Source organism: Parapedobacter sp. GCM10030251 (assembly GCF_042666505.1).
Classification (GTDB): domain Bacteria; phylum Bacteroidota; class Bacteroidia; order Sphingobacteriales; family Sphingobacteriaceae; genus Parapedobacter.
Map to the genome: position 1 here is coordinate 173,377 of NZ_JBHTDN010000006.1, position 16,954 is coordinate 190,330.

At 50.7% G+C, this 16,954-nt stretch carries 15 protein-coding genes; 1 reads left to right on the forward strand and 14 read right to left on the reverse strand.

Translation table 11 applies throughout. The annotated features are described in order from the left end of the window. Positions 1–21: 21 nt before the first annotated feature. Positions 22–2,466 carry a 3-hydroxyacyl-CoA dehydrogenase NAD-binding domain-containing protein gene (locus tag ACFQRK_RS17050; RefSeq protein ID WP_379008867.1) on the reverse strand — a complete coding sequence of 815 codons (2,445 nt, stop codon included), beginning with the start codon at positions 2,464–2,466 and terminating at the stop codon, positions 22–24. Between the two features lie 39 nt (positions 2,467–2,505). Further along, positions 2,506–2,937, reverse strand: a complete 432-nt coding sequence (locus ACFQRK_RS17055) for a MarR family winged helix-turn-helix transcriptional regulator (protein WP_379009086.1) — start codon at positions 2,935–2,937, stop codon at positions 2,506–2,508. A gap of 275 nt (positions 2,938–3,212) precedes the next feature. On the opposite strand from ACFQRK_RS17055, the gene ACFQRK_RS17060 reads away from it, so the two are divergent. Then, entirely contained in the window at positions 3,213–3,809 is a 597-nt protein-coding gene (locus ACFQRK_RS17060) for a Crp/Fnr family transcriptional regulator (protein WP_379008868.1), read from the forward strand. Positions 3,810–3,839: 30 nt separating this feature from the next. On the opposite strand, the gene ACFQRK_RS17065 is transcribed toward ACFQRK_RS17060, so the two are convergent. From ACFQRK_RS17065 to cobA, 12 genes are read right to left on the reverse strand one after another with little or no spacing between them, the layout of a single operon-like run. Continuing rightward, positions 3,840–4,448 (reverse strand): molybdenum cofactor guanylyltransferase, encoded by a 609-nt coding sequence (locus ACFQRK_RS17065; protein ID WP_379008870.1) that lies wholly within the window; start codon positions 4,446–4,448, stop codon positions 3,840–3,842. Positions 4,449–4,476: 28 nt separating this feature from the next. Beyond that, positions 4,477–4,917, reverse strand: coding sequence for a molybdenum cofactor biosynthesis protein MoaE (locus ACFQRK_RS17070; RefSeq protein ID WP_379008872.1), 441 nt, complete (start codon positions 4,915–4,917; stop codon positions 4,477–4,479). 4 nt (positions 4,918–4,921) lie between these two features. Then, positions 4,922–5,158 carry a MoaD/ThiS family protein gene (locus ACFQRK_RS17075; RefSeq protein ID WP_379008873.1) on the reverse strand — a complete coding sequence of 79 codons (237 nt, stop codon included), beginning with the start codon at positions 5,156–5,158 and terminating at the stop codon, positions 4,922–4,924. Positions 5,159–5,161: 3 nt separating this feature from the next. Beyond that, positions 5,162–6,112, reverse strand: a complete 951-nt coding sequence (locus ACFQRK_RS17080) for a GTP 3',8-cyclase MoaA (protein ID WP_379008875.1) — start codon at positions 6,110–6,112, stop codon at positions 5,162–5,164. A gap of 17 nt (positions 6,113–6,129) precedes the next feature. Then, positions 6,130–6,855: a sulfite exporter TauE/SafE family protein gene (locus tag ACFQRK_RS17085; protein WP_379008876.1), complete on the reverse strand. Its 726-nt coding sequence runs from the start codon at positions 6,853–6,855 to the stop codon at positions 6,130–6,132. A 2-nt stretch (positions 6,856–6,857) separates the two neighbouring features. Then, positions 6,858–8,354, reverse strand: coding sequence for a rubredoxin (locus ACFQRK_RS17090; RefSeq protein ID WP_379008878.1), 1,497 nt, complete (start codon positions 8,352–8,354; stop codon positions 6,858–6,860). Next, on the reverse strand, positions 8,347–11,859 hold the full coding sequence (locus tag ACFQRK_RS17095; protein ID WP_379008880.1) for a molybdopterin-dependent oxidoreductase: 3,513 nt from the start codon (positions 11,857–11,859) through the stop codon (positions 8,347–8,349). The genes ACFQRK_RS17090 and ACFQRK_RS17095 overlap by 8 nt, the downstream gene beginning before the upstream one ends. A gap of 15 nt (positions 11,860–11,874) precedes the next feature. Beyond that, positions 11,875–13,215, reverse strand: a complete 1,341-nt coding sequence (locus tag ACFQRK_RS17100; protein ID WP_379008882.1) for an MFS transporter — start codon at positions 13,213–13,215, stop codon at positions 11,875–11,877. 12 nt (positions 13,216–13,227) lie between these two features. Then, positions 13,228–14,424: a molybdopterin molybdotransferase MoeA gene (locus tag ACFQRK_RS17105; protein WP_379008883.1), complete on the reverse strand. Its 1,197-nt coding sequence runs from the start codon at positions 14,422–14,424 to the stop codon at positions 13,228–13,230. A gap of 1 nt (position 14,425) precedes the next feature. Then, complete coding sequence (gene moaCB, locus ACFQRK_RS17110; RefSeq protein WP_379008884.1) at positions 14,426–15,376, reverse strand: bifunctional molybdenum cofactor biosynthesis protein MoaC/MoaB; 951 nt, start codon at positions 15,374–15,376, stop codon at positions 14,426–14,428. After that, complete coding sequence (locus ACFQRK_RS17115; protein ID WP_379008886.1) at positions 15,357–16,118, reverse strand: HesA/MoeB/ThiF family protein; 762 nt, start codon at positions 16,116–16,118, stop codon at positions 15,357–15,359. Before ACFQRK_RS17115 ends, moaCB begins: the two co-directional genes overlap by 20 nt. After that, entirely contained in the window at positions 16,115–16,873 is a 759-nt protein-coding gene (cobA, locus tag ACFQRK_RS17120) for a uroporphyrinogen-III C-methyltransferase (protein ID WP_379008887.1), read from the reverse strand. The genes ACFQRK_RS17115 and cobA overlap by 4 nt, the downstream gene beginning before the upstream one ends. Positions 16,874–16,954: the final 81 nt, after the last annotated feature.

Genomic DNA, 16,954 nt, shown 5'->3' on the forward strand with positions numbered 1-16,954 from the left:
TTAGATTCTCCCTTCTCCCACCTAATTCCTCAACGGTTTACCTTTGGTCAACATATGCTGTATCCGTTCCAACGTTTTGCGCTCGCCGCACAACGACAGGAAGGCTTCCCGTTCCAGATCCAGCAAATATTGCTCAGAAACCTCCGTAGGCGACGACAAGTCCCCACCGCACAGTACCCAACCGAGCTTTTCAGATATCTTTTGGTCATGCTCTGAGATGTATTTTCCGGACCGCATGGAATTGGCCCCTACATAGACGATACCGAGGCCCTGCTTACCCAATACCTTGATGTCCTTACGCGGTATCGGCTGTGTATAACCGGCTTCAGCAAGTTCGATGGCTTTGGCCTTTGCATCGGCCAACAACCGGCTACGGTTCATGCTAATTGCATATTTTCCTGCCTGTAGGTACCCCAAGTCGAACGCTTCCAATGCCGAGGTGGACACCTTGGCCTGTCCAATGGTGAGAAACCGATCACGCAGCACCTGTTGTTCGATCTGCCCTTCTTTCATTTCGTCCGATGCCCGCAAAGCAAACTCTTTCGAACCGCCGCCGCCCGGAATGACCCCCACGCCGAACTCCACCAGGCCCATATACGTTTCGGCATGGAGCTGTACGAAATCAGCATGCATGGAAAACTCGCATCCGCCGCCCAATGTCAGTGCAAATGGTGCGGCCACCACCGGGATAGCCGAATAACGGAGCCGCATCGACGTATCCTGAAACGTCTTTACCGCCATATTCAACTCGTCGTAATCCTGCTCGACCGCCATCATGAAAATCATGCCGATATTTGCACCGGCTGAAAAGTTGGCGCCGTCGTTACCGATCACCAAACCCAGGAAATCCTTTTCCGCCAAATCAATGGCTTTATGCAACCCTTGAATAACGTCGCCTCCGATGGTGTTCATCTTCGTGTGGATTTCCGCATTGAGGATACCGTCACCCAGGTCGGTCACCGTGACACCGCTGTTCTTCCAGACGGTTTTCTGCTCCCGGATGTGATCCAATACGATGAAACCCTCCGTGCCGGGGATCGGTTTATAGGATTTGCTGCTGATATCGTAATAGTGCCGGATGCCATTCTCGATCCGGTAAAACGAATCGTTCCCTGCGTCAAGCATTTCGCGAACCCATTCGGCCACCTCGCCACTGTGACCCGGTATCCGCTTCTCTTCCGCTTTAATTTTGTCAAGGGTTTCTTTTACCCCCAACGCATCCCACACCTCAAACGGGCCGAGTTCCCAACCGAAGCCTGCCCGCATGGCATCGTCAATACGGAAGAACTCGTCGGTAATTTCCGGCACGCGCCGCGATACATATTCGAACAGCGGGTAATGCATGGCCCGGAAAAACGAACCGGCTTTATCGTTGCCCTGTTCGTACACTTTCATCCGCTTACGGATATCATCCACTGATTTGGTCGCCTCCAGGGTTTCCGCTTTTACCTTTTCCTGCTTCCGGTATTCCAGGGTCTTCAGATCGAGCGCCAGGATCTCGCTATTGCCTTTGTCGTCCTTTACTTTTTTGTAGAACCCCTGCCCACTCTTCTCGCCCAGCCATTTTTTCTCCACCATATGCTGGAGGTAGGCGGGCAATTGGAATACACCCGCTGCTTCATCGCCCGTGGCATTTTCAGCCAGTCCGTTGGCTACATTTACAAGCGTATCCAGCCCCACCACATCCGCAGTACGGAAGGTGGCCGACTTGGGATGCCCCATCGCCGGACCGGTAAATTTATCGACTTCCTCTACCGTTAATCCCAGTTGATCCACCAGATGAGTAAGTGCCAACATGGAATACACGCCTATGCGATTGCCGATAAAAGCCGGGGTATCCTTGCAGAGGACCGTTGTCTTGCCCAGGAACCTGTCGCCGTAATGCATCAAAAAATCCACGACATCCCGCTTGGTCTGGGAAGTGGGGATGATTTCAAGCAACCGGAGGTAACGGGGTGGATTAAAGAAATGCGTACCACAGAAATGCGCCTTGAAATCATCGCTCCGTCCCTCGGCCATCAAGTGGATGGGAATGCCCGAAGTATTGGAAGTAACCAGTGTACCGGCCTTGCGATGCTGCTCCACGCGGTCAAACACCAGCTTTTTGATATCCAACCGCTCTACAACCACCTCAATTACCCAATCTGCCGATGCAATGCCCGCCATATCGTCTTCGAAATTGCCAGTCGTAATCCATTTCAACGTACGTTTGCTGAAGATAGGCGACGGGTTGGTTTTGATAGCCGTTTCCAGCGATTGATTGACGATGCGGTTACGTACGGACTTGCTTTCCAGTGTCAGGCCCTTTGCTTCTTCTGCAGGCTGCAATTCGCCGGGAACGATATCGAGCAGCAGCACCTCCACGCCAATGTTGGCGAAATGACAGGCAATGCGGGAGCCCATCACCCCAGAGCCCAATACGGCTACCTTTTTGATTCGCCTCTTAGCTATTGTCTCGTGTCTCATATCTCACGTCTAAAAGTCTCATTTCTAAAGTCAGATCCTTCATTCTGGTTTATACTGTACAGCCAACTGATTAATGCGTTTCAGTGTGTCGATGAGAATCAACCGTTCCTCGTTCCCTATATGCTCATCCAGGTAAGCATTGAATTTCCGTACGACGTCTTTTGCCAATTCGCGTTTCTCCATGCCCAATTCCGTAAGATACACCTTTACGGAACGCTTGTCGGCATGATTCGTCTCCCTGTAAATCAACCCCAAAGTTTCCAAGTTGTTGAGAATCCGCGACAGACTGGTAGTCTTTACTCCCAGCAGGTTCGCAATCTGCGATACCGGAGTTCCCTCTTTATGGATATTAATCAGCACATACCCCGTGGCTTGGGTAATTCCAAACCGGGCCGCGATTTGATTGTATTTATTGGCCGCAGACTGCCACGCCGCCTTCAGGTAATAATCAATGGTATTGTCTTCGTTCATCATCAGCTGCGGCTCTTTGTTGCCCGATTTATCGCATACATTTATTATGCATGCATAGCAAATTTAGAAGAAATATTCTGGGCAAGCAAATTTTGGCCGTAATTTTTTAATTATTTCAAGCGGGAGCGGTTGCGAGACGTTCGATTTATCTGTTTATTTGTGCAATCAGGACGTCTCGTGTGAAACCATCCAAACAATGTGATTTAAGAACCTGCTTTCTGTGCCGGCATGTCATGCCGGAATGGGTTTCTTTTTTAGATACAAAAAAGAAAAACATGCGATTGAAGAAAGGCGCCCGGTTCATCCAAGAAGGGAATCCGGTCGATGGCATTTATTTCGTCTATTCCGGGACGGTGAAAGTACATAAGCAATGGGGCGACAAGGAACTTATCGTCCGTTTTGCACATAACGGAGCCATTGTAGGACATCGTGGCTTAACCACGAAAGGCAGTGTGTTTCCGATATCAGCAACCACGCTGGAGCCCACCGTTCTCTGTTTTGTTGAACGGGATTTCTTTCTATCCACCCTAAAGGTAAACACGGAGTTAACCCATCAATTGATGCTATTCTATGCCGATGAGCTGAAAGAATCCGAGCAAAAAATGTACAACCTCGTTCATATGACCGTGAAGCATCGATTAGCTTCGGCCCTTATTCAGCTTCAGTGCCAATTCGGTACGACCACCTCGGGATTCATCAATATCCAGCTAAGCCGGCAGGACCTCGCTGCCTACATAGGCACAACCTACGAATCGCTATTCCGTATGTTAAATGACCTGACCAGTGAAAAGGCGATCACACTCGACGGCCGTCAAATCCGGATTGAAAATCTACCTGCGCTATCCGCATTGGCGGATACCCATAGAATGTAGCTACATAGCTGCGAAAACACACGCAAATGGTTATTCGTTAACGATATAAATTTCCTGCCCCTTGACGATGCAATCCGGTGTATTAAAGTTTCGGAAATCACTCGTGTTCTCGGGAATAGGCAGGTTTACCATGCTTAGCGATTTTGTGGCACGTCGCACCGAAAAGCTGCGCAGGTTGTCGTTCCTGTAATCCAAAAACAATTTACGAAGACCAGAAGCTGCGTAAATGGCACATAAGGGCTCTATAAGTCCGCCGTGTCCATATACGTATAGTTCCGCTCCGACAATTTGCTGGTAGATGCTCCATAGCTGCCGCAATCGTGAGTTGTCTAAGTCGACCATATCGCATGGAACGACAAGAATATCTTTTTTCGGAAAGCGCTGATGTGCGCTCAGTAAGCCGCACAAAGGTCCTTTCGCATCCACTTGGTCAAGTACCAATGCGGTTGAAGAAAAGAATTGACCATAGGTTTCGAACTGCAATGCATTAATCGAAACGTAGGTTTTTAAACCAAGGGATTTCAACTTGGCGCTCATGTGCTCAACCCATGTACAATTATCCCTTACCAGCATCCCCTTGTCCGCTCCCATCCGGCTACTTTTGCCGCCGCATAGTACGAGCCCAATCAAATTTCGCACGGTGATCTCGTTTAATTAACGTTATAAATTACCCTTTCTCTTTCTGTTCGCCGTAGCAGGAACAGTGCCCTCCCCACATCCGCTCGCCATCGGCGAAGTATTCACATTTCCATATGGGTACATGGTGCTTGATGCGGTCTATGATATATTGGTTTGCGGCGTAAGCTTCCTTGCGGTGGACCGCACCGGTAATGACTACTACCGCCGTTTCCATGACCGCCACCCTGCCCAACCGGTGAACGGCAACCGCAACTCGCAGTCCCCACCGTTGCGTTGCTTCTCTCAGCAACTCGGCAATCATTTTGTTGGCCATCGGCTCGGCGGCCTCATAATAAAGATGCGAGACCTTCTTGCCTTGATGATTATCCCTTACCTCGCCGCTAAACAGGACAATACCCCCCGCTTCGGGATGATGACTCCGCTTCCAAAGCGAAAACACATCGATATTTTCTGTGCTAAGATGGTTCATGCTGCTATCCCCCGCTGCTCGGTGGAATCACCAAAATCACGTCTCCCTGACGAAGTACATGTTCCTCGTCAACGAACGAATCATCCACTGCAAACCGGCATTGTGCTAGCAGCATCGAGGCCGACAATTTATTATCAGCTAGGTACTTGCGTAAATCGCGAACATCACGCAACTTCTCATCGACCTCCAATGTAGGCGGAAAATGATCTTTTAGCGCTGCATAAAATTCCAATGTAATCATTAGTTATCCTCCAATTGTTAACATACTCAACTCGCTTCCTGAAAATTTCAATTGCTTTTGCGCCAATGCAGCGCAAAGACTGGCCTCTAATCCCTTTTGCGTCGTGATGTCGGCTATAGCGATGGGGACATTACTGCTTAGGCAGCCGTAGATGTTTCCCTTAACGTCCAACCTCAACCGGTTACAATCGGAGCAAAAGGGCTGGCTTTCATTCGCGATAATCCCAAAGCTATTTCCGCATGCAGTCCGGTAGTACGTCGCGGTTTCACCTGGCCGCTTTGCCAATTCCCGGACCAGATACCGACTGGCTATGTTGGTTAACATCGCTTGTTTCGAGAAAAACTTGCCGTCCGCATTTCCATGTAAATGTCCCATTCCCATCAGCTCCAAAAAACGGATTTTAAGCCCATGGCGGAATGCGAAATCCAGCAGGGGCAATATTTCATTGTCATTTTCGCCGCGCATTACCACGGTATTGATCTTGACGTCCACACCCGCTTCTTTCGCAGCCAAAATCCCCTCCACCACGCGCGCCACTCCCATCCGCCTCGTCATCCGGAAAAAGCGTTCTTCATCCAACGCATCCAGCGACACATTGATCGACCGGAGCCCACCACGCTTCAGCGCCTCGATTTTCCTTGCCAATAAGAAACCATTCGTCGTCATTTTTATATCCCGGATACCCAATGAACGGATGCCGGCAATCAATGCTGCCAAATCCGGGTACAGCAACGGCTCGCCGCCGGTCAAACGAACCGTTTGCAGGTTTAGGGTTTCATGCAAATTGCTAATCAATCGGATGAGCTCACCCACCGACAAGGTAGTTTCTGCCATCTTTTCCGGGATAAGCGGGTCTTCACACACACAGTACGTGCATGCGAAATTGCATGTATCCAACAGACTGACACGTAAAACACGGAACGACCGGCCAAGCGGGTCTTTTAACTTATCCATCACATAGCACCTTTCTATCACATAAAAAATAACAGTTTGCAGCAAGCAATCACCAATACGAAGCTCAGTAACGTACGAACGGTTGCCATTTGAAAGCGTGCGCTTCCGAAATATGCTCCCAGAAATCCACCAGCGGCGGCAGCGCAAAAACAAACGCAGATTTGGCGATCGATATGGATAGGCGATGTACTACCAAATAAGCCGCTTAATGAATTCAACGTAATGAAAATTGCCGAAGATGCCGCCGCCTCTTTGGCGTTCGCCCATCCCAACAAAATGAGCAGTGGACTCAAAAAGATGCCGCCACCTATGTTAAGCATACCCGATAAACCGCCGAGAAACGCGCCCATGAGCAACGCTAAAGGCACGTTGACCGGTTTGGAGCGTGCGTGTTCCTTTGGCGTAATACCCAGCAATCGAATGGTTGGGACGATCAACGCGATGCCAAGAAGCACGAAGTAAAGCTGCTCGGCGACGGCAAACCGCGCACCGAGAAATGCCGCGGGGATCGAGGTGATCAGAAAGGGCCAGCATGTCGACCATTTGAAATGCCCCGCGCGCCAAAACTGGATGAATCCGGTACCGGCAACCAGCATATTAAGCACCAAAACAAGGGGTTTATAGTGGATCACCGGAATGCCGAATATCGAAAAGATGGCAAGGTATCCACTGGCGCCACCATGACCAACGGATGCGTACAGAAAACCTACAACAAGTAATGCCAGTGCGATATATAGTTCCATAGTTAGCTTGTTAATGCTGCTTTATTGCTTCGATTAATGGGATTAAAATCCTTCTTCGTCGCCCCGCACACGCCACAGGTATAGTCTTCCGGTAAATCAGCAAACTCCAACCCAGGCGGTACTGCCGCCAGCGCATCGCCGTAAGCCGGATCATAGATGCTTAAGCAATGGGCGCACTGAAACTGTGGATGCAGAAGCGCCTCTTCGGAAACCCCGGGTAAACGGGTGAGCGACCGGTCGGCCGGCATTTCGCCATCATCCGCTTTTGAATCATAAAAGTAATCGCAGAGCCGCCTGAGAGTTTTGGGCAGCGCGCTTTTAGCAACCCGCTGCTTATAAGGAATCAAGACGCGGGAATTGGCATTAAAATCTTCCGTGTGCGAGATATCAAAATACGACTCCCCCCGTTCGCCAATCGTCTCCCTCAATACAATAGACCCCCAAATGCCACTGTTCGATCTCATCTTGATGCCGAAGCACAGCCGATAGGTTCGAATGTTCAACCGATCGAAGTATCGGACGATCGACCGCTTCAGCAGGAGAGCAGGTTCACACCAGTCTTCGACTTGCCAATTCAACTCATTCGATGCATGGCGTAGATTCACACGATGGGCATCCAGAATACTATCCCACGCCTTCCGGTCTTCCTGCCGGATGTCCTTGATAATCAACGATCGCCACGGTGTGGTGTAAAGCTGTCCAATCCGCGAGGTTTGGCAGGCGTTACAAATAGCAAGCAGGAACGAAACAGTGTACGTTTCGTCCGGCCGGTAAATGCCTAGCCAGTATTTTTCATCGTATCGGTTGAACCCTTCGTAATACGGCAAGCGGAACTCCGACTCGACCAAGGGCTGAACCGGGTCCTGATAATGGAATTGCACCAATTCCTTTACCTTTGACTCGAGACATGCGCCCAAAGCCTCCTCACCGGCCCTAGGCAAACCGCCCCCGTCGAGGATCAACAGCTCCAATTGCCTGCAGACTTCACCGATATCCATGGAGTAAACAAGCGAAGACCACGCGAATATCTGATTGGTTTTCGGCCACCTGACAAAGACGTGCCAGAAATTTCCGACATCGGACGACACAAAATTCAGATTGCCTGTATAATAAGGTACCAGCGATTGATTCGCGTCCACAATGTTTACCTTCAGTTTGGGCACGAACTCAAATGATGCCAGAATATCTTTGTATACGCCTTCCCTCAACCACCGGGACTGGTTAAATATGCCATCCGACACATAGGAACTGACAATGTTGGGATAATAGTCTGTATTTACTTCATGAACCAATTCCTGATTAAAGAGATCGTATGTCAGCGCTTCGAGCTGCGCGGAGGTCGCCGCGAAAAGGATCTGTTGACGGGTTCCCACCTTAATGGTTCGAATCCCTGCCGCTTCGATTGCCAGTAAAAGCGCCTTCAGATCGCCGATTGATACAAAGCCGCCGGGCAGGTTGACTTTGATGCGTTGTAACGCAGATTGGACTTGTTTAGCCATTGACCGCCTCCATTTCTCCTGTCTCTGCCAATATCCCGTCCAAAATCGCCATCACCTGCGGTCGGCAGGAACCACAACCCGTTCCGGCACCGCTGGCCACACAAAGCGTCTTCAAGTCGGTACACCCCGATCGGATAAGGTTAACGAGGTTTCCTTCGCCAACCTGGCTACAGCTGCATACCAGCTTTCCAATCACAGGCTCTTTCGTTGAGCCGCTACGTAATAACTGCAAACGTTTTTCGCTGAGTTCCGTTTTGTTAGTAATCAGGTCTTTAAATTCCAGAAATTCATTTTTGTCGCCGATTAAAATGGCGCCCACCAGCCGGTCTTGGCGAATGATGCATTTCTTATAATAGCGCTTGGCTTTGTCGATGAAAACAATCTCTTCATACGTATCATCAGGGCAGTCAACCAGTCCCATACTACAGAGGTCGAATCCCGGTATCTTAATGATATTCATAAACACAGTTCCCTGGTAAATGCTCCCCACATCGCCATGGTGGAACCTGGCTACCACCGCCCCTTGCTGTTCCGCTGCAGCGGTAATACCATATAACACGCCCTCAAACTCGGCGATTTCGCCAATGGCATAAATCGCCGGATCGCTGGTCTGCAACCGGTTGTTCACAACCACCCCACGTTGGCACTGAAGCCCGGCAGCCTTCGCCAGCTCGATGTTGGGGGTCGTACCGATCGCTACAATAACTGCATCGCACTTAATCTGCCGTCCGCTCTTCAACTCGACCTTGCTGACCTTATTCCGGCCATAGTAGAGCTGAACCTCGTCGTTGTAGTACACATCGCATCCTTGCTCCACCATCTCCTCGTGGAGCATTTGGCTGCCCAAGACATCCAATTGCCGGTTCAGGAAGCGCGAAACCCGCTGCACGATGGTAATTTTCACACCCATTTCCCGTAAACTCGCTGCCATTTCCAATCCCAATAGCCCGCCGCCGATAATAACGACCGACGCGTCCTTTCGAAGAAATTTGCGAAGGTTATCCGCATCGGACCGGCGCCTGATACTGAAAATCCCCGGCATGGTCGGAATGTCCCTTGGCATCGTCGGCCGACTTCCAGTACCCAAAATCAACACGTCATAGGGCGTCTTTACGCCCCTGGAATCTTCCACGCACTTCATTGAGCGGTCGATACGGGTCACTGTGACGCCGCGGACATGGTTAATCTGATAAACAGCTCGCTCCTCCTCATCTTGCATTTTTATCAATTCCCCCCACTGCTGGTCGCCGCTCACATAATGCGGTAGCATAACCCGGTTATAAAACGGAAGGTCTTCATTACTGAATACGGTGATTTCGTCAGTTTTGTTGATTTCGCGGAACGCTTTTACAAATCCAAAAGCGCCGGCACCGGCACCAACGACTACAATCCGCTCGAACTTCTTTTGGTAGGGTGCCACCTGTACGGCGCAAAACTTGAAATCCGGTTCTTTGGAAATCGGATCCACTAACGGATTGGTCAGGTTGTTTGCCCGGTTGAGATCCGAGTCCCCGAGTTTTCCCCAGTGCATGGGCAGGAATACACAACCGGGCTTTATGGTATGACCGATGGTGGCTTTAACCCGTACATTGCCCCGGCGCGAGGTAACTTCTACCAACTGTCCGTCTTCGATTCCTAAACGCACGGCATCGTTATGATGAATTTCCAGCAGAGGTTCGCTGATGTGTTGTTTCAGCTTGCTTACTTTCCCCGTTTTGGTCATCGTGTGCCATTGGTCGCGAACCCGGCCCGTTGTTAAAATGAATGGGAAATTCCTGTCGGGCTGCTCACTCCGCATTTCGGTATCGGGACTGTGGATGATGGCTTTTTTTGTTGCTGTATAAAACCGGTGATCCTCAAATAAGCGGGATGTGCCGGTATCCCGCCGCTTCCGATACGGCCATTGGATGGTTTTATCGCGATCTATCCGCGCATAATCCAGCCCGTCGACCCGGATCGATGTTTTCGCTGTCAGTCGGGCATGCTCGCTATATATTGCCTCCGGATTCGCGTAGTCAAATCCGCTGTACCCCATCTTTTGCGCAAAGCGGCAGATGATCTCGGCGTCCGGAAGCGCTTCTCCCGGTGGGTCGATGATTTTGTGCAGGCGACTGATGCGCCGTTCCGAATTGGTCATTGTTCCTTCTTTCTCCGCCCAGCCTGCGGCAGGCAATATCACATCCGCGTAATCCAGCGTCTGTGGCTTATTGCTGATTTCCTGCACGACAACAAATTTGGCGTTCTTCAGCGCCTGTTCGACCTTCCTCGTGTCCGGAAGGCTGGTTAGCGGATTGGTGCACAGAATCCAGATGGCCTTCAGCTTCCCTTCGGCCAACGCATCGAACATGTCGGTCGCGGTAAGCCCGGGCTTATCGGATATAACCGTACCACCCCAAAAATTGGCCACTTCTTGCCGATGGGCAGCATTCATCAGGTCGCGGTGCGCCGGAAGCAAATTGGCTAACCCACCCACTTCCCGTCCCCCCATGGCATTGGGTTGACCCGTTAAGGAAAACGGCCCCGATCCGGGCTTTCCGATTCTGCCGGTGATGAGGTTGAGGTCAATCAGCGATAAGTTCTTGTCGACTCCCTTCGCACTTTGGTTGAGCCCCATCGTCCACAATGTCAGGAGTGATCTGGAGATACCGATATAAGTAGCGGCCTGACGGATATCCTCTTCCGGAACGCGGCAAATCCATGCGGCTTCCGCGACGGTCCGCTCAAATACCCGCGCTTTATATGCTGCAAACCCTTCCGTATGATTTTCGATAAAGCCGGCATCGATGTCGCCGTTTTCAATCAGCAACCGACCGATGGCATAATTCAACACCATGTCGGTACCAGGCTGGATCTGCAAATGGATATCAGCAATGGCCGCGGAATCTGTTTTGCGCGGATCGACGACAATAATCTTCGTGTCTGGATTTTTTGCCTTGTGGGCCTCCACCCGGCGCCAAAGAATCGGATGGCACCATGCCGGATTAGCCCCTTCAACCAACAGACAATCCGCCAGTTCAATGTCGTCGTAACATATCGGCACCGAATCCTCACCCAGGCTCATCTTGTAGGCAGCTACCGCACTGCTCATGCATAGGCGTGAATTCGTATCGATATTGTTGCTTCCTATAAATCCTTTGATGAGTTTATTGACTACGTAATACTCTTCGGTGAGGCATTGGCCCGATGCGTAAAAAGCCACGGAGTCCGGCCCGTAAGTTGAAATTAACGTGCGGAACACCGCCGCAGTGCGGGTAAGGGCGTTGTCCCAGCTTACGCGCTGCAAGGGCATGCTGCGATGATAGCGCATTTGCGGGTAGGATAAGCGATCGGATCGGTCGTTGACCGTATATTGTAAATTCATGCCTTTGCTACACAATTTCCCGCGGTTAACCGGATGGTCCTCATCGCCGGTCACGGTGATCAGGTCATGTTTATCCAACCGGATCTTAACCCCACAACCCACCCCACAATAACAGCAAGTACTGGTTACTTCTGTTTTTTTCATTTCAACACAGCTAAATCAATCCATTACATTCCTTGATTCCATCTCCGAAACTTCGTATGGGATATGGCGGGTGTTGAGTACAGGCTTCGCCTGGAATTTCGTGGCGACCACTAACAGCCCGGCGAAAATCACCCCAATTCCGATATATTGAAAGGCGTCAGCATATGTCAAGTGCTCAGACTTGAACAGGAACCCAACCAGCATCGCACCGATGTTCCCACCGGCACCAACCACGCCGCTTACCACGCCGATGTTGTCTTTGCTGATAAAAGGCACGATTCCGTATGTACAGCCGTTGGCCATTTTCAGGAACAGTGCAAAAATCAATAGGAAAACCACCGCAACCAACAACGAGCCGGACGCCGCGAACAGCGCAATACCGACACCTTCCAACACCAAAAGCAATCCCAATAATATCCCTTTTCCTTTAAGGCCGAAACGCCTCCCGACCTGGTCACTGACGATCCCACCCAAGGCCCGCGCAAAAAGATTCATGCCTCCGAATATACTGGCCATGGCGCCAGCCATTAGGATACCCGTACCAAATCGATCGATAAAAAACGTGGCGGCCACGTTGTCCACCGTAATCTCAATACCAAAACACGCCGCATACGCCAGCATCAGCACCCATACCCGGTAATCACGCAACGCCACCATCAACGACCCTTTTCCTTTTTTCTGCTGCCCCGCGGCGTCCGTCTTTTCCAAATCCTTGAAATTTCCGGCAGGCGTATCCAGGGTGTATCGGTAGTAAATAAAAGCCATCAGCAACAGGATGACACCGGGCACCACCATCGCCAGCCGCCATGAATCCGCTTCGCTCACCAACCCCATCGCCGCAAAACCAGCAGCAATCAACGGCATCGCCAGGTTCGTAACCCCCCCACCCAGATTTCCCCATCCGCCGGTCACCGCATTGGCCGTACCGACAATATTTGGCGCAAACATCATCGACGTATGGAACTGGGTAATGACAAACGAGGCGCCTACGATCCCAATAACGAACCGGAATAGCAAAAACGATACGTAACTCGTGCTTAACCCGATCAGCATCACGGGGATAGCACCCACCACCAGTAAAATCGTGTACGTCAATCGCGGCCCCAATGTGTCGCACAGCTTACCGATCAGCATGCGCGCGATGATCGTGGCCGAAACGGAAGCAATGATGATGTTGCCCACTTCGCTTTTGGTCAAGCCCAGTTCGTCACGGATCATGGGCATTAGCGGAGCTGCGCCGAACCACCCGAAAAAACAGAAAAAGAACGTAATCCACGTAATGTGGAAAGTCCGCATCTGGATGCCTTTGAACGAAAAGATGTTGAGCTTGGTGAGTGGTTGCTGGTTTTGAATCATGACTACTTTAGCTTAAAAACTTGACAAAGAAAGAATTGAAATCACCTCATTTGCGTTGATATCTCGTTTGTTCTGCGGATGCCAGCCGATGCCATGGCATCCTAGCGCAGCCGTGATGTCTCCTGAGCCATGGTGGGATCGCCACGTATATCCATCGGTTTGCGATTCCCGGAAAACGGGAAAAAATTCATCCACAGGCGTTTTTTTTGACTTATCGTTCAATAACTTCGCCTTTTTGAACCGCGCGTGCCCGAATCCAAAACAACACCACAGATACTCTTCAACGAAAAGCTTAAAGGTCACGAGGCAAGACAGCGGATTTCCTGGCAAGGCAAACACGACATTGCCACTTGGTGCGGTTCCAACCAGCACCGGTTTGCCCGGTTTAATCAACACCTTGTGAAATAACACATCCACACCGAGCTCCTCCAATACTTCGGGTACATAATCGGTATCCCCTGCCGATACGCCGCCATTTATGATGACGATGTCATGCTCCAGTGCTTCCCCAAGCGTCTCTAACAACGCGCCACGCTTATCCCGAACATGTTGTACAAGCACTACCGGTAACTGCCACTGCGCACACAAAGCGCGCAGGAGATATTGGTTGCTGTTCCGTATCTGAAAACAATCGGGTTGTTGGTCGATAGCTACTACCTCGTTGCCGGTTGTGACAATCGCAACGGATGGATGCGCATAAACGGGAACATCCCTGACCCCGAGTGCAGCCAGTGTACCGATGGTGGGGGCATCGCACCGACAGGGCGCGGAAAGCGCCTGGTTACCCTTGGCCAGGTCCTCTCCCAACTGCGCAATGTGCTGCCTATACAAAACCTGTTTGCTTTCTACATGAACGCGTTGACCAGTTAGATAGCTTACGTCTTCATTACGGATCACCGAATCGGCTGTCGGTGGGCAGGCTGCGCCCGTCATGATCCGATAACATTCGCCTTCAGTCAGTGCAAATACAGCATCCACCCCCGCAAAAACGGTTTCCCGGACATGAAATTCACGAATACCCTGCTGCCAATCCGCTATTCGAATGGCTATTCCATCCATTGCCGAACGGTTGAAGGGCGGGTAATCACGGTCCGCCAAAATGGGATTAGCCAATATGCGATTGGTCGCCGAATCGAGCGGAACAGTTGTTACCGGGAATGGTTTAGCAAGGCCACGGATCTTTGCTACGGCCTCAAGGTATTTCAACATGTTAATGCCCCCCTCCCATCATCATCTTTCGCACGTGAAACAAAGCCGGCAAAACGGCGTCCAGGCATTCTTTCACCCCATTGCTGCTGCCCGGAAGGGTTACAATGAATGAGGCACCGATGGTGCCGGCAACAGAACGGCTCATCATCGCTAACGGTGTGCGTTGCTGACCGTGGCTCCGCATCGCCTCTGCGATACCATTTGCTGTTCTGTCCAACAGCTCAGAAACCGCCTCCACCGTTACATCGCGTGGCCCCAGCCCCGTCCCGCCGGTAGTGAATATAAACTGAACACCCTCACCGACCCACGCTTTGACAGCTCGCTGAATCTCGGCTTTTTCATCCGCCACAATTTGGTAGTCCACTACCTGTGCACCTGTTGCCAGCAGCATTTCCTGGATTTTTTTGCCACTGTTATCCTGCCGTGACCCTGCCGCCGTCGCATCCGAGCACACCAGTACAGCACAGGTCGCCAGTGGTGCGAGGAAGCGATCGTTGTCAGACTTGCCGCCGGTTTTGGCCAACAGGCGGATGTGTCCGATCTCCAGCTGATCGTCGATCGGTTTCAGCATATCATAGAGTTCAAGCGCAGCCACCGACACCGCTGTCAATGCTTCCATCTCTATACCCGTTCGGCCGATCGATCTGGCCGTTACGGTAAGCTGTATACCCACCCGAGCGAGCTGTTCATCGGTGAAATACGCAGGATGGGAATCAGAAGATACGTACTCGAAATCCACGTCCATCCCATCGATGTTAACCGGATGGCAATGAGGAAGTAATTGCGGGGTCGCCTTTGCCCCCAGAAATGCCGCTGCGCGGGCTACATCAAATAGATTGCCCTTCGGCAGCTCATGCCGTTTGATTTTTGAAGCGGTCTGATCGGTGATATACAAGACCGCACTGGCCCGCGCGCTGCGCAGTGTACTGATTTTATGGGTTATGTCTCTCATGCAGTCGGTTCAAAAGCGTTGAATCAGCTAGCGGTTTGGAAAAACGGATGACCCGCTGCTGAAGTGTTAGTACGTCGAAAAGAAGCAACTTGCCCGCCAGGAGGTTGGGCAGCCCAAGTAATACCTTGACCACCTCGTTGGCCATTAACAAGCCGATGACGGTACTGCCAATTATGTAAGTACCTGATTCGGCACAAGCCGAACTCACTATCGTACTGGGATCGACAGCGAATAAATCGGCCAGTGCCCCCTGTGGCTCGCCACAATTGAAAACGGTAACTTGCCCCTCTGCCCGGAAAATTGCGCCATAGACCTGTGGGAGCCCCAGCCTTTGGCACGATTGGGCAATCAGTGACCTCGACAGGAAATTATCGGTCGCATCGACAACCAGGTCGTACGAAGCGAACAACGAATCGATGTTCTTGGCACCCAAGAAAAAAGGATATGCTTCAAACTTAGTATCGAGATACCGGGTTTGTAAATAGGCTAACGCTGCGGTTGTTTTGAATTCACCAACCTGATCGGGCGTATATAAATATTGGCGTGCCAGATTTGTGGTTTCCACCCGATCGCCATCCGCGATTCCAATATGTCCGATTCCACTTGAAGCCAGCGCCGAAATTACCGGGCAACCCAGCCCACCGGCACCAACTACCAACACACGTTTGGTTTTTAGCCTGTCTATCCCCGACCTGCCGATAAACGGCAACTGAAGGTGATCATTGAAAAAACGGATGTTCATACGACGTTACGCTTTATGGAGAGGGAGTCTACACGTTCACTCAAGGCAACCACGTTGCCGATGACGATAATCGCTGGACTGCACATATTGGCCTCCCGGCTGCATTTCGCCAGATCACGTACGGCACACATCACCCGCCGGCTGCCCGACTTTGTCGCATTCTGCACGATGGCCGCGGGTGTGTTACCTTTTCCGTGCATGACATACATCCGCGCGATCTCTGATAGCTTCCGCATACCCATGTAGATCACCACCGTCGAATTGCTCTGCACAGCCAGTGACAAATCCGACGCCATGCTACCATCGCTTTTCATGCCGGTCAACACCCAGATACCTTCGCTGGTACCCCGATGGGTGAGCGGAATATCCCACATACCCACGCCTTGCATGCTCGTGACACCCGGCACATAAGTTACCTTGACTCCCAGCTGTCTGGCGACGGCCCATTCTTCGAACCCTCGTCCATATATATACGGATCCCCCCCCTTCAGTCGGACTACGTTGGGATATTGCGTGCAGTAATAAGCTATTAAACCATTAATATCAGATTGAGGCACATATTTTCCAAAAGGCTCCTTACCTACGTATATTTTTATACAATCCTTAGGCACAATATTTAACAAATCGTTATTTATTAAATTATCAAACAGCAAAACATCAGCAATTTCAAGTATTTTGTACGCCTTAATCGTTAATAAATCAATATCACCAAGACCTGCACCCAAAATATAAAACGTATTTTGACTAATTAACATTATAATATTCGTTTTGTATCAAAATTCACATTCAAAATTAATAATTTTTATGATATAAATAACAAATATTGCTTTTATTCG